The sequence below is a fragment of the Nocardioides hungaricus genome (assembly GCF_054782915.1).
Map to the genome: position 1 here is coordinate 1 of NZ_BAAGRO010000061.1, position 26354 is coordinate 26354.

At 72.9% G+C, this 26354-nt stretch carries 28 protein-coding genes; 21 read left to right on the forward strand and 7 right to left on the reverse strand.

Annotated features, from left to right (window positions below):
* The first annotated feature begins 85 nt into the window (after positions 1–85).
* The 8 genes from ACYVKX_RS21035 to ACYVKX_RS21070 are packed head-to-tail and all read left to right on the forward strand — an operon-like array spanning position 86 to position 5008.
* On the forward strand, positions 86–421 hold the full coding sequence (locus ACYVKX_RS21035) for a hypothetical protein (protein ID WP_460835646.1): 336 nt from the start codon (positions 86–88) through the stop codon (positions 419–421).
* Complete coding sequence (locus ACYVKX_RS21040) at positions 382–930, forward strand: hypothetical protein (RefSeq protein ID WP_460835647.1); 549 nt, start codon at positions 382–384, stop codon at positions 928–930. Before ACYVKX_RS21035 ends, ACYVKX_RS21040 begins: the two co-directional genes overlap by 40 nt.
* A 7-nt stretch (positions 931–937) precedes the next feature.
* A complete protein-coding gene (locus ACYVKX_RS21045) occupies positions 938–1615 on the forward strand; it encodes a hypothetical protein (RefSeq protein ID WP_460835648.1) in 678 nt (225 codons plus the stop codon).
* 36 nt (positions 1616–1651) lie between these two features.
* A complete protein-coding gene (locus ACYVKX_RS21050) occupies positions 1652–2617 on the forward strand; it encodes an NAD(P)/FAD-dependent oxidoreductase (RefSeq protein ID WP_460835649.1) in 966 nt (321 codons plus the stop codon).
* 2 nt (positions 2618–2619) lie between these two features.
* On the forward strand, positions 2620–2811 hold the full coding sequence (locus ACYVKX_RS21055; RefSeq protein ID WP_460835650.1) for a ferredoxin: 192 nt from the start codon (positions 2620–2622) through the stop codon (positions 2809–2811).
* Between the two features lie 18 nt (positions 2812–2829).
* Positions 2830–3756 carry a 3-oxoacyl-ACP reductase gene (locus ACYVKX_RS21060; RefSeq protein WP_460835651.1) on the forward strand — a complete coding sequence of 309 codons (927 nt, stop codon included), beginning with the start codon at positions 2830–2832 and terminating at the stop codon, positions 3754–3756.
* Positions 3753–4505 carry a glucose 1-dehydrogenase gene (locus ACYVKX_RS21065; protein ID WP_460835652.1) on the forward strand — a complete coding sequence of 251 codons (753 nt, stop codon included), beginning with the start codon at positions 3753–3755 and terminating at the stop codon, positions 4503–4505. The genes ACYVKX_RS21060 and ACYVKX_RS21065 overlap by 4 nt, the downstream gene beginning before the upstream one ends.
* Positions 4506–4510: 5 nt before the next feature.
* Positions 4511–5008, forward strand: a complete 498-nt coding sequence (locus ACYVKX_RS21070) for a pyridoxamine 5'-phosphate oxidase family protein (protein WP_460835653.1) — start codon at positions 4511–4513, stop codon at positions 5006–5008.
* 94 nt (positions 5009–5102) lie between these two features.
* Here the strand turns inward: ACYVKX_RS21070 and ACYVKX_RS21075 are convergent, their stop codons facing one another.
* On the reverse strand, positions 5103–5348 hold the full coding sequence (locus tag ACYVKX_RS21075; RefSeq protein ID WP_460835654.1) for an addiction module protein: 246 nt from the start codon (positions 5346–5348) through the stop codon (positions 5103–5105).
* A 105-nt stretch (positions 5349–5453) separates the two neighbouring features.
* On the opposite strand from ACYVKX_RS21075, the gene ACYVKX_RS21080 reads away from it, so the two are divergent.
* A complete protein-coding gene (locus ACYVKX_RS21080) occupies positions 5454–7631 on the forward strand; it encodes a CocE/NonD family hydrolase (RefSeq protein WP_460835655.1) in 2178 nt (725 codons plus the stop codon).
* 146 nt (positions 7632–7777) lie between these two features.
* Here ACYVKX_RS21080 and ACYVKX_RS21085 read toward each other — a convergent pair whose 3' ends face one another.
* Positions 7778–8395 carry a TetR family transcriptional regulator gene (locus tag ACYVKX_RS21085; protein ID WP_460835656.1) on the reverse strand — a complete coding sequence of 206 codons (618 nt, stop codon included), beginning with the start codon at positions 8393–8395 and terminating at the stop codon, positions 7778–7780.
* Between the two features lie 184 nt (positions 8396–8579).
* Between ACYVKX_RS21085 and ACYVKX_RS21090 the strand changes: the two genes are divergently transcribed.
* Genes ACYVKX_RS21090 through ACYVKX_RS21100 form a run of 3 tightly spaced genes read left to right on the forward strand, consistent with a single transcriptional unit; the run spans position 8580 to position 11693 of the window.
* The gene (locus ACYVKX_RS21090) at positions 8580–9833 is read left to right on the forward strand and encodes a glycosyltransferase family 4 protein (protein WP_460835657.1); all 1254 of its coding nucleotides are present in this window, start codon (positions 8580–8582) and stop codon (positions 9831–9833) included.
* Positions 9820–10572, forward strand: coding sequence for a class I SAM-dependent methyltransferase (locus ACYVKX_RS21095; RefSeq protein ID WP_460835658.1), 753 nt, complete (start codon positions 9820–9822; stop codon positions 10570–10572). The genes ACYVKX_RS21090 and ACYVKX_RS21095 overlap by 14 nt, the downstream gene beginning before the upstream one ends.
* Positions 10569–11693 carry a prenyltransferase/squalene oxidase repeat-containing protein gene (locus ACYVKX_RS21100; protein WP_460835659.1) on the forward strand — a complete coding sequence of 375 codons (1125 nt, stop codon included), beginning with the start codon at positions 10569–10571 and terminating at the stop codon, positions 11691–11693. The genes ACYVKX_RS21095 and ACYVKX_RS21100 overlap by 4 nt, the downstream gene beginning before the upstream one ends.
* Here ACYVKX_RS21100 and ACYVKX_RS21105 read toward each other — a convergent pair.
* Complete coding sequence (locus tag ACYVKX_RS21105) at positions 11652–12332, reverse strand: class I SAM-dependent methyltransferase (protein ID WP_460835660.1); 681 nt, start codon at positions 12330–12332, stop codon at positions 11652–11654. The genes ACYVKX_RS21100 and ACYVKX_RS21105 overlap by 42 nt on opposite strands.
* An 86-nt stretch (positions 12333–12418) precedes the next feature.
* On the opposite strand from ACYVKX_RS21105, the gene ACYVKX_RS21110 reads away from it, so the two are divergent.
* Both ACYVKX_RS21110 and ACYVKX_RS21115 read left to right on the forward strand, forming a co-directional pair.
* Positions 12419–14464 carry an acyl-CoA dehydrogenase family protein gene (locus ACYVKX_RS21110; protein WP_460835661.1) on the forward strand — a complete coding sequence of 682 codons (2046 nt, stop codon included), beginning with the start codon at positions 12419–12421 and terminating at the stop codon, positions 14462–14464.
* An 88-nt stretch (positions 14465–14552) separates the two neighbouring features.
* Complete coding sequence (locus ACYVKX_RS21115; RefSeq protein WP_460835662.1) at positions 14553–15815, forward strand: lytic transglycosylase domain-containing protein; 1263 nt, start codon at positions 14553–14555, stop codon at positions 15813–15815.
* Here the strand turns inward: ACYVKX_RS21115 and ACYVKX_RS21120 are convergent.
* Positions 15788–17044, reverse strand: coding sequence for an alpha/beta hydrolase fold domain-containing protein (locus tag ACYVKX_RS21120; RefSeq protein WP_460835663.1), 1257 nt, complete (start codon positions 17042–17044; stop codon positions 15788–15790). The genes ACYVKX_RS21115 and ACYVKX_RS21120 overlap by 28 nt on opposite strands.
* Before the next feature lie 109 nt (positions 17045–17153).
* Here ACYVKX_RS21120 and ACYVKX_RS21125 point away from each other — a divergent pair, with 109 nt between their 5' ends.
* Positions 17154–18593, forward strand: a complete 1440-nt coding sequence (locus tag ACYVKX_RS21125) for a WS/DGAT/MGAT family O-acyltransferase (protein WP_460835664.1) — start codon at positions 17154–17156, stop codon at positions 18591–18593.
* 153 nt (positions 18594–18746) lie between these two features.
* Here the strand turns inward: ACYVKX_RS21125 and ACYVKX_RS21130 are convergent, their stop codons facing one another.
* Complete coding sequence (locus tag ACYVKX_RS21130) at positions 18747–19661, reverse strand: alpha/beta fold hydrolase (protein WP_460835665.1); 915 nt, start codon at positions 19659–19661, stop codon at positions 18747–18749.
* Positions 19662–19757: 96 nt separating this feature from the next.
* Between ACYVKX_RS21130 and ACYVKX_RS21135 the strand changes: the two genes are divergently transcribed.
* From ACYVKX_RS21135 to ACYVKX_RS21160, 6 genes are all read left to right on the forward strand, one after another.
* The gene (locus ACYVKX_RS21135) at positions 19758–21944 is read left to right on the forward strand and encodes an acyl-CoA dehydrogenase (RefSeq protein ID WP_460835666.1); all 2187 of its coding nucleotides are present in this window, start codon (positions 19758–19760) and stop codon (positions 21942–21944) included.
* Positions 21941–22447, forward strand: a complete 507-nt coding sequence (locus ACYVKX_RS21140; RefSeq protein ID WP_460835667.1) for an FAS1-like dehydratase domain-containing protein — start codon at positions 21941–21943, stop codon at positions 22445–22447. The genes ACYVKX_RS21135 and ACYVKX_RS21140 overlap by 4 nt, the downstream gene beginning before the upstream one ends.
* On the forward strand, positions 22444–22842 hold the full coding sequence (locus ACYVKX_RS21145) for a Zn-ribbon domain-containing OB-fold protein (protein ID WP_460835668.1): 399 nt from the start codon (positions 22444–22446) through the stop codon (positions 22840–22842). Before ACYVKX_RS21140 ends, ACYVKX_RS21145 begins: the two co-directional genes overlap by 4 nt.
* The gene (locus tag ACYVKX_RS21150) at positions 22839–23219 is read left to right on the forward strand and encodes a MaoC family dehydratase (RefSeq protein ID WP_460835669.1); all 381 of its coding nucleotides are present in this window, start codon (positions 22839–22841) and stop codon (positions 23217–23219) included. Before ACYVKX_RS21145 ends, ACYVKX_RS21150 begins: the two co-directional genes overlap by 4 nt.
* Complete coding sequence (locus ACYVKX_RS21155) at positions 23216–24379, forward strand: lipid-transfer protein (RefSeq protein WP_460835670.1); 1164 nt, start codon at positions 23216–23218, stop codon at positions 24377–24379. The genes ACYVKX_RS21150 and ACYVKX_RS21155 overlap by 4 nt, the downstream gene beginning before the upstream one ends.
* 109 nt (positions 24380–24488) lie before the next feature.
* On the forward strand, positions 24489–25688 hold the full coding sequence (locus tag ACYVKX_RS21160; RefSeq protein ID WP_460835671.1) for a DUF480 domain-containing protein: 1200 nt from the start codon (positions 24489–24491) through the stop codon (positions 25686–25688).
* Here the strand turns inward: ACYVKX_RS21160 and ACYVKX_RS21165 are convergent.
* Together ACYVKX_RS21165 and ACYVKX_RS21170 are read right to left on the reverse strand one after the other, a co-directional pair.
* Positions 25669–26091, reverse strand: a complete 423-nt coding sequence (locus ACYVKX_RS21165) for a TA system VapC family ribonuclease toxin (RefSeq protein WP_460835672.1) — start codon at positions 26089–26091, stop codon at positions 25669–25671. The two genes, ACYVKX_RS21160 and ACYVKX_RS21165, sit on opposite strands and share 20 nt — an antisense overlap.
* A complete protein-coding gene (locus ACYVKX_RS21170) occupies positions 26088–26318 on the reverse strand; it encodes a ribbon-helix-helix protein, CopG family (protein WP_460835673.1) in 231 nt (76 codons plus the stop codon). Before ACYVKX_RS21170 ends, ACYVKX_RS21165 begins: the two co-directional genes overlap by 4 nt.
* Positions 26319–26354 lie beyond the last annotated feature (36 nt).

Sequence of the window (26354 nt, forward strand, 5' to 3'; positions counted from 1 at the left end):
TGAAACCAAAGAGGTCCGAACCCACACCTCATGGGTTCGGACCTCCGGGATGTCCTGAGACATCACAGGCGACGGCTACGGCCATGTGAACCTGCAGCTGGACTACCGGCAGCCGCCCTGCACCGAGGGCTACAAGCCGCGCAGCCAGTGGCGCCAGACCAACGACCTGACCGACTCCCCGATCTACCCGGCGCGGTGCGCCAGCGGGCCGCCGTTCGCGATGCGCGGCTCCAACTACACGCCCGGGCCCGGCTCGCCGGGGCGCGTCTACCGATCGGCGTACGACCCCGGCAGCGGGTTCGTGTCGGGTGCGGTCGATCGGAGGGGCAACGCCGTACGATTCGTCGATCAGGGCAACCTGTCGATCCTGGGAGGGGACGCGTGGAAGTGGCTGCTGGTGGGTCCGGTGACCAGCCGGTGATCCCCGGCTCCCGGACCCGCCTCGACATCGGCCTCTTCGTGGCCGCGCTGCTGCTCGCCTGCGCGAGCGCCTTCGGCGGCGTGCTGGCGGTCCAGCAGCACCGCGACGGCGAGCGCGCGCAGGAGGAGCAGGAGCGGTACGGCGCCGTGCTGGCCGCGGCCCGGGACGAGGTGACGGCGTTCATCAACATCGACTACCGCAGCGCCCAGGAGAGCATCGACGCCGTCGCGCAGGGGGCCACCGGCGACTTCGCCAAGCAGTACGACTCCTCCTCCCAGGGCGTCCTGCGGTTGCTCACCCGGGAGAGGTCGGTGATGGACGGCGAGGTCCTGTGGGCCGGCGTGTCCGACATCGACTCCGACAGCGCCACCGTGCTGGTCGCGACGACCGGCACCGTGCGCAACCGGTCGACCGACAACGAGTCGGTCGCCCGCTACTTCCGCCTCAAGCTCGACCTGCAGCGGGTCGGCGGCGCGTGGCTGACCAGCAACCTGGAGTTCGTGGGATGAGCACCGCATGAGCGGGCCGAAGCGCGGCCTCGGATCCCGCAACCCGACCGGGCGCCCCCGCAAGCTCGCGACCCAGACCCACGAGATCCCTCCCGAGACGCCGGAGCCGGTCGAGGAGCCCCCGACCCCGCCCGCGGAGCCGCCGGCCGAGGAGCCCGCGGGCGGTGGATCCGGCGGGCGGCGTACCACGATCGCGCTGGTCGTCGCCGTCGTGCTGCTCCTCGGGATCGGCGTCGCCGAGGTGGTCTACCTGGCCCACGACGACCAGGCGACGGTGTCCTCGTCGCGCCCGGTCGTCGTCGGCGACGCGACCCGCGCGGAGGCGGTGCGCACGGCCGCGCAGTCGACCGAGGAGATCCTCTCGACCAGCTTCGAGAGCTACGACGAGCAGGTCGACCAGGCCACCGCGAAGATGACCGACGCGTTCGCGGCGGAGTACCGCACCACCGCCGACGGCATCCGCGACCGCTTCGTCCAGCAGCGCACCAAGCTCCAGGTGAAGGCCGTCGGACAGAGCGTGGTGCAGGCGTCTCCCGAGCAGGTGCAGGCGCTGCTGTTCCTCAACCAGTACGTCGCGAAGCGCGAGCAGGGCCGACCGAAGACCGACTTCGCGCAGTACCGTGCGCTGGTCACCGTCGTCCGCACCGATCAGGGCTGGCTGGTGGCGGGCATCGAGACCCAATAAGGTAGAACACGTTCTATTTCGAGTGGAGGACCGCAGGTGCACGAGACCGACCTGCTGATCATCGGTGCCGGCCCGACGGGGCTGTTCGCCGCCTACTACGCCGGCTTCCGCGGCATGAGCGTCGCCGTCGTCGACTCCCTGCCCGAGCTCGGCGGCCAGATCACCGCGATGTACCCCGAGAAGCAGATCCTCGACGTCGCGGGCTTCCCGACGGTCAAGGGCCGCGACCTGGTCGAGGGGCTGGTCGCGCAGGCGGCGACCGCCGACCCGGCGTACTTCCTCGACCGCACCGCGGCCACGCTCGCCGAGGACGAGGACTCCGTCACGATCGGCCTCGACGACGGCACCGAGATCCGTGCGAAGGCGGTGCTGATCACCGCGGGCATCGGCAAGTTCAGCCCGCGGGCGCTGCCCGCCGGCGACGGCTGGCTGGGCCGGGGCCTGGAGTTCTTCGTGCCGAGCTTCGCGCCGTACGCCGGCAAGGACGTCGTCATCGTCGGCGGCGGCGACAGCGCGTTCGACTGGGCGCTGCACCTCGAGCCGGTCGCGCAGTCGGTGACGCTGGTGCACCGGCGCGACGCGTTCCGCGCCCACGAGCGCACCGTCGAGGCCGTCCGCGCGTCGTCGGTCGACATCGTGACGAGGGCGGAGGTCTCCGCGCTGCGCGGCAACGGCCGGCTGGAGTCGGTCGAGATCACCGTCGACGGCGAGGCCACCGAGCGTCCCGCGCAGGCCGTGGTCGCCGCGCTCGGCTTCATCGCCGACCTCGGCCCGCTGCAGCAGTGGGGGCTCGAGGTGCAGAAGCGGCACATCGTCGTGAACCCCGCGATGCGCACCAACCTGGCGCGGGTCTTCGCCGCCGGCGACATCACCGAGTACGCCGGCAAGGTCCGGCTGATCGCGGTCGGCTTCGGCGAGGCGGCGACCGCCGTCAACAACGCCGCGGTCGTCATCGACCCCACCGCCCACGTGTTCCCCGGTCACTCCTCGGAAGGGAGCTAGCAGTGAAGATCAAGGTCGACTTCGACCTCTGCGAGTCCAACGCGCTCTGCGAGGCGCTGGCACCCGAGGTGTTCGAGCTGGACGACGACGACTTCCTCCAGCTCAAGACCGAGGAGACCACGCCGTCGAACATCGAGGCCGTCCAGCGCGCCGTGGCCGCCTGCCCGCGCGCGGCGATCTCCCTGTCCGAGTGAACGCGGAGGAATGAGCTCGTGAGCACCTCACTGGAGGGCAAGGTCGCGATCGTCACCGGGGCCGGCGCCGGCCTCGGTCGCGCCGAGGCCCTCGCGCTGGCCGACGCCGGCGCCCGCGTCGTCCTCAACGACCTGCCCGGCGGCGCGGACGAGACGGCGGAGGAGGTCCGCTCCCGCGGCGGCGAGGCGTCCGTCGTACCCGGCGACGTGGGGGAGCGCGCCACGGCCGACGCGATGGTCGCGGCCGCGGTCGAGGGCTTCGGCGCGCTCGACGTCGTGGTCAACAACGCCGGCGTCACGCGCGACCGGATGCTGTTCAACATGTCCGACGAGGAGTGGGACCAGGTCGTCCGCATCCACCTGCGCGGCCACTTCCTGCTCTCGCGCAACGCCGCCGCCTACTGGCGCGCACGGGCCAAGGAGTCCGGGCCGGTCGGCGCCGCGGTCGTGAACACCGCGTCCGAGGCGTTCCTCTCCGGCCCGCCCGGACAGGCCAACTACGGCGCCGCCAAGGCCGGCATCGCCGCGCTCACGGTCTCGACCGCCCGGGCGCTCGCGAGCTCCGGCGTCCGCGCCAACGCGATCTGCCCGCGGGCCCGCACCGCGATGACCGCCGAGGTGTTCGGCGCCGACGAGTCCGGCCTCGAGGTCGACCCGTACTCGCCGGACCACGTCGCGCCGGTCGTCGCCTACCTCGCCTCGCCGGCCGCCGAGCGGATCACCGGCCAGGTCTTCGTCGTGTACGGCGGCATGGTGGCCCTCGTGGCCGCGCCGACCATCGAGCAGCGCTTCGACAAGTCCGGGACGCTCTGGACCGCCGACGACCTCGACAAGCAGCTCGGCGGCTACTTCGACGACCGCGACCCCGCGGTCGGGTTCGCCGCCGACGCGATCATGGGGCTGACGCTGGTCGAGCCCGTCGAGACCCGGGGGGCCGGGCGATGAGACTCCAGGGGAAGGTCGCCATCGTCACCGGCGGCGCGATGGGCCAGGGCGCGGCGATCGTCCGGGCGTTCGTGGCCGAGGGCGCCCGCGTGGTGATCGCGGACGTGGCGAAGGAGCAGGGCCAGGCGCTGGCAGACGAGCTCGGGTCTCCCGCCCGCTTCGCGGCCCATGACGTGTCCGACGCCGCCTCGTGGGAGGCGCTCGTCGAGGACACGAACGCCCGCTTCGGGCCGGTCGGCGTGCTCGCCAACAACGCCGGCATCCTGCGCTTCGGCGACATCGAGCGGATGCCGGCCGACGAGGTCGAGCTGCTCTGGCGGGTCAACCAGCTCGGCTGCTTCCTGGGCATGCAGGCGGTCACCCGCACCATGCGCAAGGCGGGCGCCGGGTCGATCATCAACGCCTCGTCCGTCGAGGGCCTCGCGGGCATGGCCGGCTGCACGGCGTACGCCGCGACGAAGTGGGCGATCCGCGGCATGACCAAGTGCGCGGCGATGGAGCTCGGCCCGAAGGGCATCCGGGTCAACTCGGTGCACCCCGGCATGATCGACACCCCGATGACGCGGGTGCACGGCGGCGACGCCGCGATGGAGTACGGCGCCTCGAAGGTGCCGCTGCGCCGGGTCGGGACACCTGCGGACATCGCGCCGCTCTACGTCTACCTCGCCAGCGACGAGTCGGCGTACGTCAACGGCGCCGAGATCTCCATCGACGGCGGCGTCACCGCGACGCACGCCTTCGGCGGCTGAGTCTCTTGGCCAAGCAGCGCGCCCAGGTCGTGATGACGCACGACGAGCAGGTCGAGTTCCTCGGCCAGCAGCGGTCCTCGACGCTCGGCACGTACGGTCCGCAGGGCCGGATCCACCTGGTCGGCATGTGGTACGCCGTGATGGACGACCACATCTGGTTCGAGACCAAGAGGAAGGCGCAGAAGACGCTCAACCTGCGCCGCGACCCGCGCTGCTCCTTCCTCGTCGAGGCCGGCCACACCTACGACCAGCTCCGCGGCGTCGCCATCGAGGGCACCGCCGAGGTGATCGAGGACGAGGCCGTCGTCTGGGACGTCTGCGTCAACATCTTCGAGCGCTACCACGGCCCCTACTCCGAGGAGATGCGGCCGTTCGTGGAGTTCATGGCCCACAACCGCGCCGCGCTGCGCCTCGACCCGGCCCGGGTCCGCTCCTGGGACCACCGCAAGCTCGGGCTGCCGCCGATGGAGCTCGGCGGGTCGACGGCGGAGTCCGTCGAGTAGTGCTCTTGGAGGCGCCGCGGCACGCCGACGGTCCTGGTTGGTGGCCAGCGCTCGTCGGAGGCTGTGGTCGCTGGCCGTGCTTACCCAGTCGTCGTCATGGACGGGCGGCCCACTTGTCCTCGAAGCGAGTGCGCACCGTCTCGGCCGGGATCGCGCGCGACGGGTCCGCCTTCAACGCGTCAGAGGCCGCGGCAGCCTCAGTACGCAGCCAGCCCTCCGCCGCAGTGTCGAACGCCGCGTCCGGCTCGACCGACTCGAGGAGTCGCAGCGCCACGTCCCTGCGCACATCAGGAGGCAGTGCCAGCCCCGCCTCGTAGAACTCCGACGCGCTCAGCGACATGCACTCGAGTCTACGCCCAGCCGCGGCGAGGGCTCCCTCGCCGGCTGGAGTGACCAGCGCCCGATTCCGGACCCATCGGGACCGGATCGGTGGCAGCATCGCGCCATGGGAGTCCGGAGGATGGCGGCGGTGGCCGCGGCAGGGGCATGCGTGCTGGCGGGCACGCTGGTCGCGACCGGCGGTGCGAGCGCCGCCGGCCCGGACTTCACGGTCCGCGGGAGCGTCAACCAGCTGTACGTGCTGGATGGCACGCCGGGGGACTCCCTCGAACTGCGCGACGGCGACCGCGTGGTCGCGAGCGGGACCGTGGACGACCTCGGCAGTCTCGTGTGGCGTGGCCTGGACGCCGGCGCCTACACGGTCGTCGGAGCCGGCGGCTCGGTGCCCGCGACGGTGGCCGACTTCGACGACCCGGCCCCGACCCAGGCGTTCTACGATGCCCAGACCCTCGAGGGCGGGTTCGGCTACGTCACCACTCGCGACGGCACCACGCTCTCGGTCAACGTCTCGCTGCCGCCCGGCGAGGGGCCGTTCCCGACGGTCGTCGAGTACTCGGGCTACGACCCCAGCCGGCCGGACAACACGACGTTCGCGCGCCTCTTCAACGCCCTCGGCTACGCCTACGTCGGCGTGAACATGCGCGGCACCGGCTGCTCGGGCGGGTCGTTCCAGCACTTCGAGCCGGTCCAGAGCCTCGACGGGTACGACGCCGTCGAGGCGATCGCCGCACAGCCGTGGGTGAAGTTCGGCAAGGTCGGGATGGTCGGCGTCTCCTACTCCGGCATCTCGCAGCTCTACGTCGCCCGCACCCGCCCGCCCCATCTGGCCGCGATCACGCCGCTGTCGGTGCTCGACGACTCCTTCCGCGGCACGCTCTACCCGGGCGGCATCCTCAACACCGGCTTCGCGGTGCCATGGGCGGCCGAGCGCTCGGCCCAGGCGGCGCCGTACGGCCAGGGCTGGGAGCGGGGCCGGGTCGACGCGGGCGACACCGTGTGCGAGCAGAACCAGCGGGTCCGGCTGCAGAACCCGGACGTGATGCAGTTGATCGAGGACAACCCGTTCTACACCCCGGAGGTGGCCGACCCGCTCAACCCGAGCCTGTTCGTGGGCGCGATCGACGTGCCGGTCTTCCTCGCCGGATCGTGGCAGGACGAGCAGACCGGCGGGCACTTCCCGGCGCTGCTCGACGACTTCACGTCGGCACCGCAGGTCTACGCGTCCCTGGTCAACGGGTCGCACGCGGAGTCGCTGAGCCTCGGCGTCTTCGGCCGCTACGCCGACTTCCTCGATCTCTACGTCGCGCGCCGGGTGCCGACCGGCGCCAAGAGCCTCGTCGCGCCGATCCTGGCCGCGTCGGTCACGGGTGTCTCGGGGCTCTCCCTGCCGCGCGGGATCGACTATGCCGGCCTGAGCTATCGGCAGGCGCTCAAGAGATTCGAGGCCCAGCGGCCGGTGCGGATCCTCTTCGAGGAGGGCGCGGCCACGGGCCAGCCGGCCGGCTCGCCGCTGCCGCGGTTCGTGCGCACCTTCGACTCCTGGCCGATCCCGCAGGCGAGGCCCACGGCCTGGTATCTCGGCCCGCGGGGCCGCCTGCGAGGCACGCCGTCGAAGCAGTCCCCGGGGACTGCCGAGGTCCGGGGATACGCCGCCGACCCGTCGGCCCTGCCCGAGACCACCCGCGGCGGCGCCGACGACGCGCTGTGGGGTCCCAGCCCGGCGTACGACTGGCGGCAGATCCCGAAGGGCTACGGCCTCGGCTGGGTCAGCGCGCCGCTGAAGCGGGACGTCGTCGCGATCGGCAACGGCTCGGTCGACCTGTGGGTCCGGTCCGATGCCGCCGACACCGACCTGGAGGTCACGCTCACCGAGGTGCGCCCCGACGGGACCGAGGTCTACGTCCAGTCCGGCTGGCTGCGCGCCAGCCAGCGGGCGCTCGACCGGGAGCAGTCGACGGTGACCGCCCCGGTGCAGACCAACCTGGCCGCCGACGAGGCCCCGCTGCCGGCGGGGAGGTTCACGAAGGTGCGGGTCGCGCTGCTCCCGTTCGCCCAGGCGTTCCGCGCCGGCTCGCGGCTGCGGATCACGCTCGACGCTCCGGGGAACGCCCGCCCCCAGTGGGCCTTCGACACGATCTCCGACGGCGAGCGCGTCGAGATCGCGGCCGACCGCCGGCACCGCTCCCGCGTGGTCCTGGCCGTCGTCCCGGGCGTCAAGGTGCCCCGTACGGCCCCGGCCTGCGCGTCCCTGCGCAGCCAGCCCTGCCGCACCTACCGCCGCTGAGATGCCGAGTCGGCGTGTCTTGCCCGGCTGAGGGGCGCGAGTCGGCGTGTCTTGCCCGCTGTGTCCACCACGGCTGTGGAGAGAGTGGGCATGTTGCGCCGAGTCGGCGGTGCTGGGCGGGCAAGTTGCGCCGAGTCGGCGGAAACTCAGTCGCGCAGCAATAGCTTGACCGCGACCTCGATCTGCTGGCCGGTCTCGACCGCGGACGACCGGCCGGTGACCCAGCCGACGAGGGCGGAGAGCCAGACGTCGCCGATGACACGCGCGATCTGGACGTCGTCCTCGGTGACCTCGTCGTGGCCCTCGGGGTACATCGCGCGAGTCAGCATCGAGGTCAGCAGCATGCCGACCTGGTGGATCTCGGCGGCGACGGAGGCGTCGGCGAACATGAACGCGCGGGTGAGCGCCTCGGTGAGCTGCGGGTCGCTCTGCATGCCGCGGGTGGTGCGCTTGAGCACGGAGATCACCCGGTCGGCGGTGCCGTCGCCCTCGATCGGCTTGTCCCGGAGCGCGGTCTCGGTGCGCTCGAACTCGCGCTGGAGCGCGGAGACGAGCAGGTGGATCTTGGAGGGGAAGTACCGGTAGAGCGTGCCCAGGGCGACGTCCGCGCGCTCGGCCACGGCGCGCATCTGGACGGCGTCGAAGCCGCCCTGCGACGCGAGCTGGATCGTGGCGTCGAGGATGCGCTTGCGCCGGTCGCGCTGCGCGGCCGAGCCGAGATCTTCCATGGCGAGCGAGTTGGCGCTGCTCACACGGACCCCCATCGAGAGATTGTTCGTTCGGAACGTCGTTGGCCCGCAGAGTCTAGAGAACCCCCGAGAGTTCCGTTGATATCGACATTGATACCGGCGACTAGGCTAGCAATTCGTGGGCTAAAATAGGAACACGTTCCAGTTCGTCGGCCGCTCGTGTCCGACAGCTCCCCGAGTGATGAGAGAGAGGGCGCGGATGCGGGTCGCGTTGCTGTCCTACCGGAGCAAGCCCCACTGCGGTGGACAGGGGATCTACATCCGGCACCTGAGCCGCGAGCTCACCAACCTCGGCCACCGGGTCGAGGTGTTCTCCGGGCAGCCGTACCCCGAGCTCGACCCCGGCGTGGAGCTGACCAAGCTGCCCAGCCTCGACCTCTACCGCGAGCCGGACCCGTTCCGCGTGCCGAAGCGCAAGGAGTTCCGCGACCGCATCGACGTCGAGGAGTTCGCCACCATGTGCGCGGGGGGCTTCCCGGAGCCCAAGACGTTCAGCCTGCGCGCCGCACGCGCCCTGCGGGACCGCGTCGGCGACTTCGACATCGTCCACGACAACCAGGTGCTCGGCTACGGCATGCTCGAGATCGAGCGGCTCGGCCTGCCGCTGATCACCACCCTGCACCACCCGATCAGCTACGACCGCCGCATCGACATCTCGGCCACGAGGAACCCGTGGCGCAAGCTCACGCTCTCGCGCTGGTACGGCTTCGTGCGGATGCAGGCGCGGGTGGCCCGCCAGGCGCGCCGGATCATGACGCCCTCGGAGACCTCCAAGCGCGACATCGCCCGCGACTTCGGCGTCGACCCCGCCAGGATGCAGGTCATCCTGCTCGGCGTCGACGACGTCTTCGTGCCGCCGACCGCGCCGCGGGTGCCCGGCCGGATCATGGCGATGGCCAGCGCCGACGCACCGATGAAGGGCATCGCGACCCTGCTCGAGGCGTTCGCCAAGCTGCGCACCGAGCGCGACGTCGAGCTGTTCCTCGTCACCAGGCCCAAGGCCGGCGGCCGCACCGAGAAGCTGATCGAGAGGCTCTCGATCCAGGACTCGGTCCGCTTCGTGCACGGCATCAGCGACGCCGAGCTGGTCGAGCTGATGGGGTCGGCCGAGGTCGCCTGCGTGCCGTCCCTCTACGAGGGCTTCTCGCTGCCGACCGCCGAGCTGATGGCCTGCGCGACCCCGCTGGTCGCCTCCGACGCCGGCGCGATCCCCGAGGTCGTCGGCCCCGACGGGCTCTGCGCCGACCTGGTCGCGCCGGGCGACGTGGGCGAGCTGGAGGCCGCCATCGCGGCGCTGCTCGACGACCCCGAGCGCCGGGAGCGGTACGGCGCCGCCGGCCGCCGCCGGGTCGAGGAGCTGTTCAGCTGGCGGGCCGTGGCGCGACAGGTGGCGGCGGCGTACGAGGACGTGATCGAGGAGTTCCAGAAGGAGAACCGGCATGCTGACCGTTGATTTCGACCGGCTCGGCCTCCTGCCGGGCGACCGCGTGCTCGACATGGGAGCGGGCGGCGGCCGGCACGCCTTCGAGATGTACCGCCGCGGCGCCGACGTGGTCGCGTTCGACAGGGACGCCGACGAGCTGGCCGGCGTGCTGGAGATCTTCGGCGCGATGAAGGAGAACGGCGAGGTGCCCGAGGGTGCCCACGCCGACATCAAGCAGGGCGACGCGCTGGAGCTGCCGTTCGCGGACGGCGAGTTCGACCGGGTCGTCGCGGCCGAGGTGCTCGAGCACGTCCACGCCGACGTCTCGGCGATCACCGAGCTGGTCCGCGTCCTGCGCCCCGGCGGCACACTGGCCATCTCGGTGCCGCGCTGGCTGCCGGAGGTCATCAACTGGAGGCTCTCCGAGGACTACCACAACGCCCCGGGCGGCCACATCCGGATCTACACCGATCACGAGCTGATCGACAAGGTCACCAAGGCCGGACGGCTCAACGACGGCACGCCCGGCGACGCGATGGTCTTCGAGGGCAAGGACCACGCGCACGGCCTGCACGCGCCGTACTGGTGGATCAAGTGCGCGGTCGGCGTCGACAACGACGACCACCCGCTCGCCAAGGCCTACCACCGGCTGCTGGTCTGGGAGATCGTCAAGCAGCCGAAGGCCCTCCAGTACGCCGGCAGGGTGCTCGACCCCCTGATCGGCAAGAGCATGGTGCTGTACTTCCGCAAGCCGGAAGATCCCTCGTGAGCATCCCCTACGTCGAGGGCGTGCTCAGCGCGGAGCAGGTGGCCGACTCCGCCGCCGCGATCGCCGCGATGCAGGAGCCGTGGGGCGCCGTGCCGTGGACGGTCGGCGAGCACGTCGACATGTGGAACCACGTCGAGGCCGCCATGGCGATGCTCGTCGGCGGCCAGGTCGACGCCGCCGAGCGCGCCTACGCCTGGATGCCCGGGCTGCAGCGCGCGGACGGGTCGTTCCCGATGAAGATCGTGGGCGGCCTCCCGGCGGACGAGCGCGGCGACGTCAACATGACGGCCTACCTCGCCGTCGGCGTCTGGCACCACTGGCTGGTGCGCCGCGACATCGGGTTCGTGCACCGCTACTGGCCGGTGGTCCGGTCGGCCCTCGACTGGGTCGTCTCGCAGCAGGTCGCGTGGGGCGGGATCAACTGGACGCCGAGCGAGGACTTCTGCCTGCTGACCGGCAACTCGAGCATCTACCACTCGCTGCGCGCGGGCGTCGCGCTCGCCGACCTGCTCGACGACCCGCAGCCGGAGTGGGAGCTCGCCGGCGGCCGCCTCGGGCACGCCGTGCGCGAGCACCGCGATCTGTTCGCGGACAAGTCCGTGCACTCGATGGACTGGTACTACCCGGTCCTCGGCGGTGCGGTCCGCGGCCGCGACGCGTTCGAGCTGCTGGACAGCCGGTGGGACGACTTCGTGCGCCCGGGCCTGGGCATCCGCTGCGTCTCGACCAACCCGTGGGTGACCGGTGCCGAGACCTGCGAGCTGGCGATGGCGCTGGACCTCCTCGGCGACCGCCGCCGCGCGCTCGCGCTGCTCGAGGACGTGCAGCACCTGCGCGAGGACGACGGCCGCTACTGGACCGGCTGGGTCTACGGCGACGGCGACACCGACGCGGAGAGCGGCGAGCCGCGCAACGTCCACTGGCCGGTCGAGCACACGACCTACACCGCCGCCGCCGTGATCCTCGCGGTCGACGCCCTGGGCGAGGTCGCCGGGCACGGCACGGCCGGCTCCGGCATCATGCGCGGCACCTCGCTGGCGCCGCACTTCGCCGAGCTCGCCCTGGAGTGCGGCTGCCCCTCAGCCGACGCCCTCGCCGGCGTTCCCGGCCGTACGCCGTAGCACCCGCATCGAGCCCAGCGCCTCGACCTCGGTGAAGGCGCCGCTCTCCAGCGCCCGCAGGAAGACGTGGTACGGCGGCCGGCCGCCGTCCGCCGGGTCCGGGAACACGTCGTGGATGACGAGCAGCCCGCCCGGCATCAGCCAGTGCGCCCAGCCGGAATAGTCGCTCTGGGCGTGCTCCTCGGCGTGCCCGCCGTCGACGAACAGCAGCGACAGGGGGGTGCGCCAGTGCGCGCTGACCGTGGTGCTGCGGCCGACCACGGCGACGACCTGGTCCTCCAGGCCGGCGCGGGCGAGGGTCCTGCGGAACGCCGGCAGCGTGTCCATCAGGCCGAACTCGTCGTCGACCAGCGACGCGTCGTGGTGCTCCCACCCGGCCTGGTTCTCCTCCGAGCCGCGGTGGTGGTCGACGGTGAAGACCGTCCCGCCGACCTCGCGGGCGGCCGCGCCGAGGTAGATCGCGGACTTGCCGCAGTAGGTGCCCACCTCGAGCACCGGCCCGTGGGGGAGTCGCTCGCGCGCGTGCCGGTGCAGCAGCATCCCCTCGTCCGCGGGCATGAAGCCCTTGGCGGCGCGGGCGTGGGTGAGCCAGTCACTGGTCGGGTCGCTGGTCGGGTCGCTGGTCGGGTCGGTGGTCACGGCCGCACTCTAGTAGGATTGGAACACGTTCTAGTTTCGAGACGGTTGCCGAGCAACCTCCTCAGCTACCGGACACGAGGAGCCGCATGTCCATCGGGATCTCCGACGAGCACGTCGAGCTGGCCGCCAGCCTGCGCAAGTGGGCCGCCGACCTGGGCGGCCGCGAGCTCGCCCGTGCCGCCGAGCAGGACGCCGACGCGACCTTCGCCGGGGCCCGGGCCGCGCTCGTCGAGATGGGGGTGCCGGCCATCGGGTTGCTGGAGAGCGCCGGCGGCGGAGGGGGTACGCCGCTCGACGTGGCCGTCGCCCTCGAGGCGTGCGCCCACGAGCTGGTGCCGGGCCCGCTGCTCGGCCCTGCGGTCGCCGCCGCGGTCCTGGGTGAGCTCCCCGACAATGCCATCGTCGGCATCGCGCTCGACGACGTGCTCTGGGACGCGCCGTCGGTAACTCACGTGCTCGTCGATGCGGACGGCTGGCGACTCCTGCCGCGCGACGCCGTCGAGATCTCCACCGCGACGGGGCTCGACCTGACCCGCCGGCACGGCCGGGTGCGCGTCACCGACGCGAGCGCCGGCCGGGCCGTCGACGTGACGACCGAGCTGGTCCGGCGTACCGCCGTCACGTTCGGCGCCGCCGAGGCCGCCGGCGTCGCCCGCTGGTGCCTGGCGACCGCGGTGGAGTACGCCAAGGTGCGCGAGCAGTTCGGCCAGAAGATCGGCGGCTTCCAGGCGGTCAAGCACCTCTGCGCCGAGATGCTCGAGACCGCCGAGGCCGTCACGGCGGCCGCCTGGGACGTGGCGTCGGCGGCCGGTGGGGATGACGAGCAGTGGGCGTTCGCGGCCGACGTCGCGGCCGAGACCGCCTTCGACGGCGCGGTGGCCGTGGCCAAGGGCTGCCTCCAGGTGCTCGGCGGGATCGGCTTCACCTTCGAGCACGACGCGCACCTCTACCTCCGCCGCGCGCTCGCCCTGCGCGCGCTCGCCGGCGACTCCGACGCCGCCGCCGAGCGGCTCACCGCTGCCGCGGTGGGGGGCGCGCGCCGCCGGGTCGAGCTGGACCTCGAGGGCCGCGACGAGGCGATCCGGCCCGGGGTGCGGGAGAGCGTCGCCCGGATCGCCGCGCTGCCCGACGGCGAGCGGCGCCGGGGGTTGGTCGAGACCGGCTACCTCACGCCGCACTGGCCGGCGCCGTACGGCCTCGGCGCGGACCCGGTCGCCCAGATCGTGATCGACCAGGAGCTGGCCCGGGCCGGGCTGAGCCGGCCGGACATCGTGATCGCCGGCTGGGCCCTGCCGACGATCCTCGAGCACGGCACCGACGCGCAGCGCGAGCGGTTCGTGACGCCGTCGCTGCTCGGCGAGCTGGTGTGGTGCCAGCTGTTCTCCGAGCCGGGCGCCGGCTCCGACCTGGCGTCGCTGCGCACGAGGGCCGAGCGGGTCGACGGCGGGTGGCGGCTGACCGGGCAGAAGGTGTGGAACTCGGTCGCCGAGCGCGCCGACTGGGGCATCTGCCTGGCCCGCACCGACCCGGACGCCCCGAAGCACCGGGGCATCACCTACTTCCTCGTGGACATGAAGGGCAGCGACGGCATCGAGGTGCGGCCGCTGCGCGAGATCACCGGCAAGGCGCTGTTCAACGAGGTCTTCCTCGACGAGGTGTTCGTACCAGACGAGATGGTGGTCGGCGAGGTCGGCGACGGGTGGCGGCTGGCGCGCACCACGCTGGCCAACGAGCGGGTCGCGATGGGGTCGACCCGGCTCGACCACAGCACCGAGCGGGCCGTCGAGCTCGCGGCCGACGGCGTCTCGGCCGCCCAGCGGGTGCAGGTCGGCCACGCGGTCGCGCTGGCGACGGTCTGCGGCCTGCTCGGCGTCCGGTCGACGCTGCGCTCGCTGGCCGGCCACGGGCCCGGTGCGGAGTCGAGCGTGGCCAAGCTGCTCGGCGTACGCGCCCGGCAGGACGGCGCCGAGCTGGTCGCCACGCTGCACGGCGAGCGGATCCTCGTCGACGACGAGCGGGTCCGCGCGGACGTCTGGGAGCTGCTCAACACCCGCTGCCTCTCGATCGCGGGCGGCACGACGCAGATCCTGCGGAACGTGGCCGGCGAGCGGATCCTGGGCCTGCCCCGGTGAACGCCGCGAGGTCGGCGCGTGAACGCCAGGCGGCGTAGCCCGAAAGGAGGGCACGTCGCCTGGGGCGCCGGTCTAGGCTAGGGGAACCATGCGTCACGTCCGTCCCGTTCGCCTCGTCCTGACTGCCTCGCTCACCGCTGCGGCGCTCGCCGTCGCGCTCTACCCGCGCTCCGCGCCGGAGCCCGCGGCCCGGATGAGCGTCCCGGTCGCCCCGTCGGTCGCTCCGACGGCCGACCCCGCCGATCCGGTCGTCCCGGCCACGGCCGACGCGCGGGTCGCGATCGAGCGGGCGGTGCTGCCGGCCGCGAGCGGCGCCGACCAGATCCCGGACGTCGCGCTCGCGGCGTACCAGCGCGCCGCGTCGGTCGCCTCGAAGGTGGACGACGGGTGCGGCATCACCTGGACCCTGCTCGCCGCCGTCGGCGGCGTCGAGTCCGACCACGGCCGCCACGGCGGCGCGGTCCTCGGCGACGACGGCGTCTCGACGCCGCTGATCCGCGGCGTCGCGCTCGACGGCCGCGGCCGGGTCGCCAGGGTCGCCGATACCGATGCGGGCCGGGTCGACGGCGACCGGAGGTGGGACCGCGCGGTCGGCCCGATGCAGTTCCTGCCCGCCACCTGGGCGACCGTCGGTGTCGACGCCGACGGCGATGGCACCCGCTCGGCCGACGACATCGACGACGCGGCGCTCGGCGCCGCCGTGTTCCTGTGCGCGGTGCCCGGCGACCTCACCGACCGCGCCGGCGTGCGGGCCGCGCTGCTCCGCTACAACCCCTCGACGGCGTACGTCGCCGAGGTGATCGCCCTGGAGCGCGCGTACCGCACCGGCGACTACGCCCCGCCGGAGACCGGCGAGGTGCCGGCGACCGTCGTGCAGGCCGCGCGCCAGCCCCAGACCGTGCAGTCGGAGCAGCCGGAGCAGCCACAGCAGCCGGACCGCGAACCGCAGGCGCAGGCGGGCGTGGCCGGGGGCGAGGACGGCACGGTCGGGAGCAGGGCCGGGGGCATCAAGGACTGGCCCGACCAGCAGCCGGCGCCGGAGCCCGAGCCGACACCGGAGACCGAGGCGGTCACCGGCGTGCTGACCGACTGCGGCACCGAGGCCGAGCCGGCCCAGCCGTCGACCTGGTGCCTCGAGGAGACCGTGCTCGACCTCGGCGACGCCGACTACCTCGCCGCGCCGGCGCTCGGCGACTTCGACGGCGACGCGGTCGTCGAGACCAACGCCGAGGAGCTCGCCGGCCTGGCCGGCACCGAGGTCACGCTGACGGTGCTGCGTCGCGAGGACGCGGCCCCGCAGGTGCTGAGGATCGGCGACCTGGACTACGTGGCCACCGACCCCGAGGACTGAGCCTCGCGCTCACGGCGCCAGCGGTTCCAGTGCCAGTGCAGGTAGCGGTCGATGGCGCGGACCACGTGCGCGCTGCGGATCGACGCGAACACGTCGAACGCGTGCTGCGCGCCGGGTAGCTCGGCGTACACGACGGTCGCCCCGGAGGTCTCCCGGAGCCGCTGCACGAACAGCCGGGCCTGCTCGACCGGCACGAGGGTGTCGTGGGCGCCGTGCAGCACGAAGAAGTCGGGCGCGTCCTTGCCGACCCGCAGCAGGGGAGTGCCGGCCTCGAACACCTCGGGCGCCTCGGCCCAGGTGCGCCCGACGATCCGCGGCGCGAGGAACCGGTCGCGCATCAGCTCGGCGTTGCGCAGGCCGGTGCAGCCGGCGAAGTCGTAGACGCCGTAGTGCGGGATCGCGACGGCGACGCTGGTGTCGGCGTCCTCGACGCCCGGCTGGTACGCCGGATCGTTGGGCGTCACCGCGGCCAGTGCCGCGAGGTGGCCGCCGGCGGACCCGCCGGTGATCGCGAGGTAGTCCGGGTCGCCGCCGTACTCCTCGATGTGCTCGCGGATCCACGCGATCGCGCGCTTCACGTCGATGATCTGGGCCGGGAACGGGTCGCGCGGCGCGAGCCGGTAGTTGATCGCGACGCAGACCCAGCCCTTGGCGGCGAGGTGCCGCATGAGCGGGAGGCCCTGCTGGTCCTTGGTGCCGATCGTCCAGCCGCCGCCGTGCACCTGGAGCAGGACCGGAGCGCCCTCGGTCGGCTCGGCCGGCCGGTAGACGTCGAGCAGGCCGCGCCTGCCGTGCTCGGGCGCGTAGGGGATGTCCTTCTCGACGACCACGCCGGCGTCGCGAACTCGGAACGGGTTGACCAGCTGCCGCCACGGGGTCGCGAGCTCGGCCGGGGTGGGCAGCGCGTCGAGCTGCTCGCCGTACTCCGCCCCCAGGCCCTCGACCAGTGCCTCCTCGGCGTCCTGCCGCACCCGCCGCGCCTGGTCGAGCAGGAATGCCTGGCCCGCGAGGTTGGCCGCGGCGAGCGCGAGGCCGGCCCGGCTGTGCGGGCGGCGGCGCAGCAGGTGCGCCGCGGTGTCGGCGGCGGTGAGCGCGAACAGGTGCGTGGCGAGCTCGGAGGTCAGCCACCCGGCGGCGAAGGCCGGGATGCCCGCGCGGTAGCCCGGCGCGGGGTGGATCGCGTTCGCGGTGAGAGCGGCGGTGACGAGCTGGCGGCGCAGGTAGGGCATGGCGTCCGATCCGGTGGGGGGAGGATGGTGAGAGGGCGGTCACGCGTGTCGTCCATGGGGGACCGTCGTTTCAAAGTGAAACACGTTCCACCGCACGAAGGGGAGGGCCATGGAGCGGCTGTCGGGACTCGACGCGAGCTTCCTCTACCTGGAGACGCCCGAGCAGCTGATGCACGTCTGCGGCGTGATCGTGCTCGACCCGACGACGATGCCGCAGGGCTACTCCTACGAGGGGTTCCGGGCCGAGCTCGAGCGCCGGGTGCGCGACGTGCCGGAGTTCACGCGCAAGCTGCGCCGGGTCCCGATGGGCATCGACCACCCGATCTGGGTGCAGGACGCGCACTTCGACGTCGACCGGCACGTGCACCGGCTCGCGCTGCCCGCGCCGGGCGGCTACCGGGAGCTGGTCGAGCTCACCGGCCACCTCGCCGGCCTCCCGCTGGACCGCTCGCGCCCGCTGTGGGAGATGTGGGTGATCGAGGGGTACGGCGACCGGGTCGCGGTCTTCTCCAAGATGCACCACGCGACCGTGGACGGCGTCTCCGGCGCGAACCTGATCTCCCATCTGTGCAGCCTGGAGGCCGACGTGCCCCCGCTCCTGGCGAGCGAGCCGCAGGAGAGCGGCCACGAGCCGACGCGCGCCGAGCTCTTCGCCCGCGGGGTGGTCGGGTTCGCGGCGCGGCCGCTGAACGCCGTACGCCTCGTGACGCCGTCGGCCCAGCTCGTGGCCAGGACCGTCGGCCGCGCCCGGGCCGGTACGGCGATGGCGGCGCCGTTCTCGGCCCCGCGCACGTCGTTCAACGGCACCATCACCGGCCACCGCGCGCTCGCGCTCGCGGACCTGGACCTCGAGGACGTCCGCGGGGTCAAGAGCGCGACCGGCACGACCGTCAACGACGTCGTGCTCGCCGTCGCGGGCGGCGCGCTGCGCTCCTATCTCGAGGAGCGTGGCGAGCTGCCGTCGTCCTCGCTGCTGGCGACCGTGCCGGTCTCGGTGCGCGAGGAGTCGCACCGGTCGGGTGGCGCCAACAAGGTCTCCGCGCTGTTCGCCAAGCTGGGCACCGACACCGAGGACCCGCTCGAGCGGCTGCGCGACCTGGCCGAGCGCAACCGGCACGCCAAGGACCACCACGCCGCGATCAGCGCCGAGACGCTCCAGGACTGGGCCGAGTTCGCGGCGCCGCGCACCTTCGGCCTCGCCGTCCGGGCCTACGCCGGCCTGCGGCTGCCCGAGCGGCACCCGGTCGTGCACAACCTGGTGATCTCCAACGTCCCCGGACCGCCGGTGCCGCTGTACTTCATGGGCGCCCGGATCGAGGGGCTCTACCCGCTCGGCCCGGTCTTCCACGGTGCCGGCCTGAACATCACCGTGATGTCCAACAACGGCCAGCTGCACGTCGGGATCATCGCCTGCCGCGAGTCGCTGCCGGACGTCGAGGACCTGGTGCGGCGGTTCCCCGCCGAGCTGGCCGCCCTCAAGGCGGCGGTCGTGTCGGACCGGAAGCCTTCCGTCCGGCGGGCGCGGAAGGGGTCTGCTCCGGCGGGGTAGGCGGGATGGATCCCCGGTCAGCCGGGGATCCCTGACGTTGTCAGGGGTTGCAACGCCCGACAACGTCAGGAAGAGCCTGACCAGCGCGAGAGGTGCCGGCGATGGGGGCGGGCAGGCTGGGAGCGCGGCAGGCGATCGCCCGCTACCGCGCCCCTAACCGGCGGCCGGCCGCTGCCGGAAGTCGCGCCGGCGGGCGTTGACGGTGTTGACCGCCTCCAGGAGCGCAGGGACGAACCGCTCCGACTCGAGCACGCACGCGGCATGCCCGGCCGGGATGTCGTGGACGGTCGCGCCCGGGATCCGGCGGGCCAGGGCGAGCTGGTTGGCCGGCGGCAGCACCCGGTCCCGCATCGTCACCACGACCGCGGTCGGGACGTCGATCCGGCCCAGCCACGGGCGCGAGTGGTGCCGGCCGAGCGCGGCCACGGCCTGGCCGACCGCCCACGGCGAGGTGCTGCGGAACTCCGCCAGCGCCCAGTCGTGCATGTCGGTCGGGCGCAGGTCGAGCGCGGCGGCCGCGGTCCGGGCGGCGCGCACCGCCGTACGCGACCGGGACAGGCCGCGGGCGCCGAGCATCGCCGCCTCCATGCCCTGGTGGAAGAGCCGCTCGGCGACCGTCGACCGGAACCGGTCCGTGGTCGCGCAGAGCACCAGGCCCGCCACCGCGGAGGGGTGCTGGCGCCAGACCCGCTGCGCGACGATCGAGCCCATCGAGAAGCCGGCGACGATCACGTCACGCAGGCCGAGTACGTCGACGAGCGCGGCGACGTCGTCGGCGCAGTCGTGGAGGGAGAACTCCTCGGACGCGATGCCGCGGCCGTGCCAGCGCTGGTCCATCGTGACGACCCGGTAGCGCCGCGAGAGCGGCTCGAGCGACGGGAACCAGGTCAGCAGCCCGGTGCACCCGACCGCGTGCAGGAGCAGCACGGTCGGGGAGTCGGGGGAGGGGCCCGGCGTGTCGGTCACGTACGTCGAGCCGCGGCCCGCGAGGTCGACCATCCGCCCCTCGGGGAGCCGTGCGTACGGGACGTACACGCGGCTCCTGAGGAGCGAGCGCGGGGTGAGCATCGGGAGGCTCCTCACTCTCGACGGGCGTGCCCTCCTGGGATAGAACAGGTTACAGTTTCGCACGAGAGGTACCCGGAGAGCGGCAAGGAGATGCAGGTGACTGAACCCGTCGAGGGGGCCGCCGAGGCGGTCGCGTCGGTTGTCCGCGAGGTGCTGGACCGGGCCGCCGAAGACGCCGATACGACCTGGAGCGCACTGGGCGCCGCCGGGCTGCTCGCCCTGCCGGTGCCGGAGGCGCAGGGCGGCGAGGGGCTCGGGCTGCCCGAGGTCGCCGTCCTCCTGCGCGAGAGCGGCCGGCGCGCCGTCCAACTGCCGGTCTGGGAGACGCTCTGCTGCGGCGTGCTCACCCTCGCCGCGGCCGGCTCCGACGAGCAGCAGGCGCTCCTGGCAGGTGTCGCCACGGGCGACACGATCCTGACCCCGGCCATCCGTGAGGTCCCCGGGGTCTCGACAGACTCGACCACCGAGACGAGGTACGCCGGCGGCACGGTCACCGGCCGCAAGATCGGCGTCACGTACGCCGACCGGGCGGCCCGGCTCCTCGTGACCGCCCGGGACGGCGATGCCGAGGTCGTCGCGCTGGTCGACCCGCACGGTCCCGGTGTCGAGCTGCGGGAGTCGATGTCGAGCCTCGGCACGCCCCAGCACACCGTCGTCCTCGACGGCGCGCCCGCCGAGCTGCTGCCGGGTGCAGACGCCGCGCGCGTCCTGCGCGAGCTCGCGACCACCGGCCTCTGCCTGACCGCCGCGGGCCTCGTTGCCGGCGCGCGCGACCTGACCGCCGGCTACATCAAGGGCCGCACCCAGTTCGGCCGCAGGCTGGCGGAGTTCCAGGCGGTCGCGATGCAGATCGCGGACGTCTACATCGCCTCCCGCACGATCGCCCTGGCGGCCGAGAACGCCGCCTGGCGGGTCGCCGAGGGCCTCGACGTCACCGACGACCTCGCCGTGGCGGCGTACTGGGTCTGCCACGAGGCGCCCGGCGCGATGCGCACCTGCCACCACCTCCACGGCGGCATGGGCGTCGACATCACCTACCCAATGGCGCGCTACTCCTCCTGGGTCACCGACATTGCGCACACGCTCGGCGCGCAGGCCGACGACGTGCGGATCGAGGACCCGACCGCCAAGAACCTCGAGCTCACCGAGTCCCAGCGCGCGCTCAAGGCCGAGCTCCGCGCGTACTTCACCAGCCTCGCCGACGCGAACGAGCACCGCGATATGGCGATCGACCGGCACGGCGAGACCTACCAGCGCGTGGTCAAACAGATGGGCACCGACGGCTGGATGGGCGTCGGCTGGCCCCAGGAGTACGGCGGGCACGGGCTCGGCGAGATCGAGCAGACGATCTTCGCGAACGAGGCGCAGCGCGCCGACGTGCACCTGCCGGCCGTGACGCTGCAGACGGTCGGCCCGACGCTGATCAGGTACGGCACCCAGAGGCAGAAGGACCTGTTCCTCCCGCGGATCCTGGCCGGCGACGTGCACTTCGCGATCGGCTACTCCGAGCCCGACGCCGGCACCGACCTCGCGTCACTGCGGACCACCGCCAGGCGGGACGGCGATCACTACGTCGTCAACGGGCAGAAGCTCTGGACGACCGGCGGCCACCAGGCCGACTACCTCTGGCTCGCGGTGCGCACCGACCCGGACGCCCCCAAGCACCAGGGGATCTCGATCCTCATCGTCGACACCACCGACCCCGGCTACTCACACACGCCGATCATCACCGCCGACGGGTCGCACCACGTCAACGCGACGTACTTCAACGACGTGCGGGTCCCGATCGACATGCTGGTCGGCGAGGAGAACCAGGGCTGGAAGCTGATCACCACCCAGCTCAACCACGAGCGGGTGATGCTCGGCCCCGCCGGCCGCATCGAGGGCCTGCGCGACCGCGTCGCGGAGTGGGCGACGAAGGCGGGCGTCATCGACCGGCCCGACGTACGCCGGGTGATGGGCGAGGTGACCGCGGTCTTCCGGGTCAACGAGCTGCTGAACTGGGAGGTGGCCCGCGCGGCCGCCCAGGGGGAGATCTCGGTCGGCGACGCTTCGTCGTCCAAGGTGTTCGCCGCGGACCAGGTGCAGCATCTCGCGGCCGATCTGGCCGGCATCGTGCACCGCTACGGCGACCCGTCGGAGGAGGAGACCGATCGGCTGATGAGGTACCTGGACGGCCAGGCCAAGCGCAACCTCGTCCTCACCTTCGGCGGGGGCGTGCAGGAGGTGCAGCGCGAGCTGATCGCGATGTTCGGCCTGGGCCTGCCGCGGGTGCCGCGATGAGTGGCCCCCACGACCGGATCATGGCCGAGGCCGAGCGGATCGAGGCGCTCGGCGAGGCGTCGGAGTCGCTGGCGCCCTACGAGGTCAACCAGCCGACGATCGGCACCTGGCTGGACGCGATGGGCTACGACAACGACCGGTTCCGCAGCGGCGAGGCGCCACCGTCGATGGCGCAGGTGTGGACGATGCCCGGCCTGGGCCGGCGGCGTCCGGACGACGACCCGCTGAGCCGGATGATGGAGGTGCTCACCGCCGAGGGCTACACCGCGGTGCTCGGCACCAACTGCGAGCAGACCTACGAGCGCTACCTGCGCGTGGGCGAGCGCGTCCGCGTGACGACCGCGCTCGACTCGGTGGCCGGCCCGAAGCGCACCGCGATGGGCGAGGGCTACTTCGTGACCTCGCGCAACACCTGGTACGTCGCCCATCCGGACGGGCAGAGCGAGAAGGTCGCCTCGATGCTGTTCCGGGTGCTCAAGTTCGTCCCGAAGGAGAAGGCATGACCGCCGGCGTCATCCGCCCGATGGTGAACCGGGACTCGCAGTTCTTCTGGGACGGTACGGCGGCCGGCGAGCTGCGCATCCAGACGTGCAACGCCTGCGGCGTACTCCGCTTCCCGCCGGGGCCGGCCTGCCCCGACTGCGGCGCGCTCGACCGCGGCCACGTGGTGGCCGCCGGCACGGGCACGGTCTTCTCCTACGTCGTGCACCGCCACCCACCGGTGCCCGGCAAGGAGCTGCCGATCGTGATCGCGCTCGTCGACCTCGACGAGGGCGTGCGGATGGTCGGCGAGGTCGTCGACGTGGCCGACGACGAGATCGAGATCGGGATGCGGCTGCGGGTGGACTACCGCCGCGTCGACGACGAGCTGACCCTGCCCGTGTGGAGGCGAGCATGAAGGCCGGAGACACCATCCCGGAGTGGTCGCTCCCGCTGACCCCGACGACGATCGTGAGCACCGCGATCGCTACCCGGGACTGGCAGGACGTCCACCACGACCGCGACGTCGCGCAGGCGGCCGGGTCGAAGGACATCTTCATGAACATCCTGACCACCAACGGGCTGGTCGAGAGGTTCGTCGTCGACTGGGCCGGGCCGGACACCGAGCTCAAGGGCATCGCGATCCGGCTCGGCGCGCCCGCGCACCCCTACGACACGCTGACCTTCAGCGGCACCGTCGAGTCCGTCGAGGACGGCATCGCGACGATCGCGGTGGTCGGCCGGGTCTCGCTCGGCGACCACGTGACCGGGACCGTGCGGGTGGTGGACCAGTGAGCCTGAGCAGGAAGGCCGCGATCGCCGGCATCGGCGCCACCGAGTTCTCCAAGGAGTCCGGCCGCTCCGAGCTCCAGCTCTCCGTCGAGGCGGTCCAGCACGCGCTGGCCGACTGCGGGCTGACGCCCGCGGACGTCGACGGGTTCACGACGTTCACCATGGACACCTCCTCGGAGATCGCGGTCGCCCGCGAGCTCGGCTGCGGGGAGCTGCGCTTCTTCAGCCGGATCAACTTCGGCGGCGGGGGCGCCTGCGCCACCGTGCAGCAGGCCGCGATGGCGGTCGCGACCGGGGTCGCGGACTGCGTGGTGGCCTACCGCGGGTTCAACGAGCGCTCGGAGTCGCGGTTCGGCCAGTTCTCCGTCGCGGCCGCGACGCAGGTCAACACCAACGGGCTCGACAACGCCTGGACCTACCCGATGGGCCTGGGTACGCCGGCGGCGACGGTGGCGATGCAGGCGAGGCGGTACCTGCACGAGTACGGCGCCACGTCGGAGGACTTCGGGCGGGTCGCGGTCGCCGACCGGCGGCACGCCGCCACCAACCCGGCGGCGTTCTTCCACGGCAGGCCGATCACGCTGGAGGACCACCAGGCGTCCCGCATGATCGTCGACCCGCTGCACCTGCTCGACTGCTGCCAGGAGAGCGACGGCGCCGTGGCGCTCGTGGTCGTCTCGGCCGCGCGCGCGCGCGACCTGAGGCAGCCGCCGGCGTATGTCTCGGCGGCCGCGCAGGGCAGCGGCGTCGACCAGTTCGTGATGACGTCGTACTACCGCTCCGACATCGGCATCCCCGAGATGGGCGTGGTCGGGCGCGAGCTGTGGCGGCAGAGCGGGCTCGGCCCGGACGACATGGCGATGGCGATCCTCTACGACCACTTCACGCCGTACGTGCTCATGCAGCTGGAGGAGCTCGGCTTCTGCGGCCGCGGCGAGGCGCCCGGCTTCATCGCCGACGGCGCGATCGAGCTCGGCGGCAGGCTGCCGCTGAACACCCACGGCGGCCAGCTCGGCGAGGCCTACATCCACGGCATGAACGGCATCGCCGAGGCGGTCCGCCAGGTGCGCGGCACGTCGGTCAACCAGGTGCCGGACGTCGAGCACGCCCTCGTCACCGCCGGCACCGGCGTCCCCACCTCCGGCCTCATCCTCTCCCGTTGAGTTGGGCAAGACTCGCCGTCGAGTTGGGCAAGACTCGTCGCGAAGATGCCCCAACTCATGGGTGAATCCGGCCCAACTCGACGTAGTTGTCGCACCCTAGGGTGGGTCCGTGACCGACCTCCCCGTCCTGGACCCCGAGGAGCAGCGCGTCCTCGGCAGCCTGCTGGAGAAGCAGGTGACGGTGCCGGCGACGTACCCACTCACCCTCAACGCGCTGCGCACCGCGTGCAACCAGTCGAGCAGCCGCGAGCCGGTGACCGAGTACGACGAGCAGGCCGTCGAGCGGGTGGGCCGCCGGCTCAAGGACCGCGGCCTGCTGCGGATCGTGTGGGCGGACACCGGGCGGCGGACCTTGAAGTACCACCAGGTGCTCGACGAGGTGCTCGACCTGGCCGAGGACGAGCGTGCGCTGGTCACGGTGCTGCTGCTCCGCGGCCCGCAGGCACCCGGAGAGCTCAGGACGCGCACCGACCGGCTGCACGCGTTCGCCGACCGCGGCGCCGTCGAGGACGCGCTGCGCCGGATGGCCTCGCGCGGGCTGGTCCGGGAGCTGCCGCGCCGCGGCGGCGACCGCGACAACCGGTGGACGCACCTGCTGGGCGCGGAGCCCGCGGTCGAGGCGCCGGTGCCGGCCGTCGACGTGCTCGCGTCGGGTGGCGAGGCGCGCGATGCCCGCGTGCGGGCGGCGTACGACGCGGTCGCGGGTCGGTACGCCGAGACGCTGTGCGACGAGCTCGCCGGGCTCCCCTTCGAGCGGTGGCTGCTGGACCGGGTCGCCGCGCACGCTGCAGGGGGACCCGTGGTCGAGGTCGGCTGCGGACCGGGTCAGGTGACGGCGTACCTCGCCGAGGCGGGCGCCGACGCCACCGGGCTCGACCTGTCGCCGGGGATGGTGGCCGAGGCGCGGCGCCGGTTCCCGGACGGCTCCTACGAGGTCGGCGACCTGCGCCGGCTGATGCGCCCGACGACCGCCCCGGGCTGGTCGGCCGTGCTCGCGTGGTACTCGCTGATCCACCTCGCGCCCGCCGAGCTGCCCGGCGCCGTCCAGGCGCTGGTCCGCCCGCTCGCCGCCGGCGGCTGGCTGGTGCTCGCGCTCCACGCCGGCACCGAGGTGCGGCACGTCGACGAGTGGTTCGACGAGGACGTCGACCTCGACCTCGTCCTGCACGAGCCCGAGGAGGTCACCGCCCTGGTCGAGGCGGCCGGCCTGGTCGACGTGGAGTGGTACCGCCGCGGCCCGGTCGAGTCCCGCGGCGAGACCACCGAGCGGCTCTACCTGATCGGGCGGGTCACTCCGCGAGCGGATTGAACCACCGCAACCCGGAGAACCGCGCGAAGTCCGAGTCCGACGAGCAGAGGCCGACGCCGTGCTCGATGGCGAGCGCGGCCAGATGCACGTCGGGCACCAGGTCCGCTGTCGGCAGGTGTCGCCGCACGAGGTCGTCGAGTACGTCGGCGTGGCGTTGCGTCGGGGCCGGCACCCACGCGGCCGGCGCCGCCAGCCAGTCCTGCACCCGACTCCAGGCGGTGGTGATGTCCAGCGGCCGCTCGTAGAGGCGGGGGTGGGTCCGGATGCGCAGGAACGCGAGCAGGCTGGGCCACGGCAGGCCGATCCTGGTCGGCCCGTTCAGCGCCTCGGTCAACCAGTCGACGCAGGGCCGACGGTGCGGACTGGAGGAGTCCTCGGCAGAGAGCAGCACGTCGACGATCACCGCGCGCCGCGGTCCTCGACGAGGTCGAGCACGACCGCGACGTTGGACACGTCCATCCGTGCGCCGCCGTCGGAGACCCGCTGCTCGAACCGGCGCGCGTCCGGCCGCTCGGCCATGCCGCGCCGGGCGAGCTCGTTGAGGGCGGCACTCAGTCCGAGGCGACGCTGCGCCCGCATCTGCTCCACCGCCGCCACGACGTCGTCGTCCAAGGTCACCGTGGTCCGCACGGAACGACCCTAGATGGCGATGCTCCGAGAGGCGCA